This is a genomic window from Microcoleus sp. BROC3 (assembly GCF_036702515.1).
Taxonomy (GTDB): domain Bacteria; phylum Cyanobacteriota; class Cyanobacteriia; order Cyanobacteriales; family Microcoleaceae; genus Microcoleus.
The window spans coordinates 1-2,095 of record NZ_JAUBTQ010000157.1 but is presented as its reverse complement, the minus strand read 5'-3'; the positions used below and the strand labels follow the sequence as shown (position 1 = coordinate 2,095).

The 2,095-nt window shown below is 37.8% G+C and carries 2 protein-coding genes and 1 pseudogene; 1 reads left to right on the top strand and 2 read right to left on the bottom strand.

From position 1 onward, the window contains the following. Positions 1-47: 47 nt before the first annotated feature. Together QUB30_RS33420 and QUB30_RS33415 are read right to left on the bottom strand one after the other, a co-directional pair. Positions 48-608: a lamin tail domain-containing protein gene (locus QUB30_RS33420; protein ID WP_333342621.1), complete on the bottom strand. Its 561-nt coding sequence runs from the start codon at positions 606-608 to the stop codon at positions 48-50. A 12-nt stretch (positions 609-620) separates the two neighbouring features. After that, positions 621-914 (bottom strand): hypothetical protein, encoded by a 294-nt coding sequence (locus QUB30_RS33415; protein WP_333342618.1) that lies wholly within the window; start codon positions 912-914, stop codon positions 621-623. On the opposite strand from QUB30_RS33415, the pseudogene QUB30_RS33410 reads away from it, so the two are divergent. Further along, positions 897-2,010: pseudogene (locus tag QUB30_RS33410) on the top strand (IS630 family transposase). The gene QUB30_RS33415 and the pseudogene QUB30_RS33410 sit on opposite strands and share 18 nt — an antisense overlap. Positions 2,011-2,095: the final 85 nt, after the last annotated feature.

Below are 2,095 nucleotides of genomic sequence, written 5' to 3'. Positions count from 1 at the left end.
TAGAGTTGGATTCCTTGACCGGGTAAATTCATATATCTCTTTTTTTGTCAACTTCTAATACTGTACCGACGCTCTAGAGCCGAGCCTTCTTGTGAGTTGTCACCTTCAAAACTATCGTATGCTAAAGTTAATGCTTCCTCAAAAGTTACCTGACCGCCTAAAGCTTCCTGTGCCTCAATCGCTTCTGGATCTGCCTCTAGAATTAGATTGTCTAAGCCAAGGGATGAAGTTAGATTAGATAACTTCTGAGTGTGTTCAGTATAAGCATAGCTAGACATCAAATTGCCCATCGCATCCAAAAGCCTTCCCTCGTCTGAAGAGTTATTCCAAACAGAGCGTTTGCTACCGAAAGAGAAGCAGCCTGAATCTGGATGCACCTCGCTAGTATAAACTCGACACTCAGCTCCTTTTTTCAAGACTGTCCCCGTAGGAAAAGAGAATTCTTGATTGCGATTGTCTGTGTGAATTTTCCAGCCTGATATATCTATATCAACCAGCCCATCGTTGACAATAGCGATATATTCGTCCGCAGAAGTGGATTTAACGCTTCCGTCCGAAAAAATCCTCGAAATCCTGACGTGGGGTGTTGCCTGTGAGAGATCGAGTATTGCATAGAGCCCTTATCCATCAGGACTAGAAACGAGAATTTGATTGGCCTGCTCGGATGGTTGGAAATCGATAATCGAACTGCCATTGCGTTGATAGAGAGATTTAACTCCAGCAAAAATCGGATGAGAGCTATTAATGGGTTGATTTCCTGAAATCCCGTTATAGCCCTCTTTAAACTGTAAACCAACTTCCCAAAGAAACCAGTTAAAGTTATACGCTTCAGCATAAGCTGTTTCGCCTTTAAACTGGTATAATAATAAATTAAAATTAACATAAAAATCAGAAGTATGCCAGCGAAAAATCATCTAAATTCCGAGCAAGTCAAAAAACTTCAACAAGCTTTAAAACAAGAAGAAAATGGAAACATTAGAGAGAGAGTTTTAATTTTATTATTGCTCAATGACGGAAAAACACAAAAAGAAATTGCTAAATTTATCGGCTGTTCGCCCAACAAAATCTGTTTCTGGTGCGTGCATGGAGAGCCAGATAATTTAGAGAGTCTTAAAGATGATAAAATGAAAGGGAACCATCACAAAGCTACAGAAAAATACATAGAAATATTACTAGAAACAATTGATAAAGCTCCTCAAGAGCTAGGATATGAATTTGGTAGATGGTCAACTAAAAGATTGGCTACTTATTTAGAAGAAGTGACTGGAATCAAGTTAAGTGGCTCACAAGGAGAGGAGAATTCTCTCAAAAAAAAAGTACGTTTACCTTTGGTCAAAATATAGCCTAGAGCACAAACAAGATCCGGAGAAAAGAAAAATTTTTAAAAAGCAACTACAGGAATATTTAAGAATAGAAAAAGAAAGTCCTAATCGCCTTCAGGTATGGTTTTGGGACGAAAGTGGATTTAGTTTAAGGGTGATAAAGAGAAAGACGTGGGGCAAAAAAGGACATCGCAAAAAAGTGAGAGGAGATAGAAGAAAAGGAAGAGTGAATGTCATGGGAGCCATCAGGTATTCAGACAAAAAAAGATTTGTTGAATTTCTCAGTAAAAGTAACTCTAACAGTTTCTATAAAGTCTTGAAACTCTTCTATGAAGATTTAATAACTGAATGGGTAGAAGCGGGAAACAATCGAGAGGATTTTACAGAAAAAGGGTTTAAAATAGTGCTCGTATTAGACAACGCCAGCTTTCACAAAAAACAAGACTAGATCCAGAAAATAACAACAGAAATGCCTAATATTCATCTAGAATACTTACCTGAATATAGCCCGGACTATAACTTAATTGAATTGGTATGGCATTCAGCCAAAGAATATATTGCTAATCGACTTTTTCAATCAATTGAAGAATTAGAAGTTTTGTTGCACAAGCTTTTAAATGAAGGAGGATTGGTTATCAAATGGGGACGAAAACTCAAAAACAAAGGAAATGCTGTTATCACAATTTAAATGCGAAACAGCATAGTCCTCATCTTCCGTCTCGGCAGCGAAGTAAACGTTCCCTCCGGCTCCAAGCAAATCTCTGATTCTATTC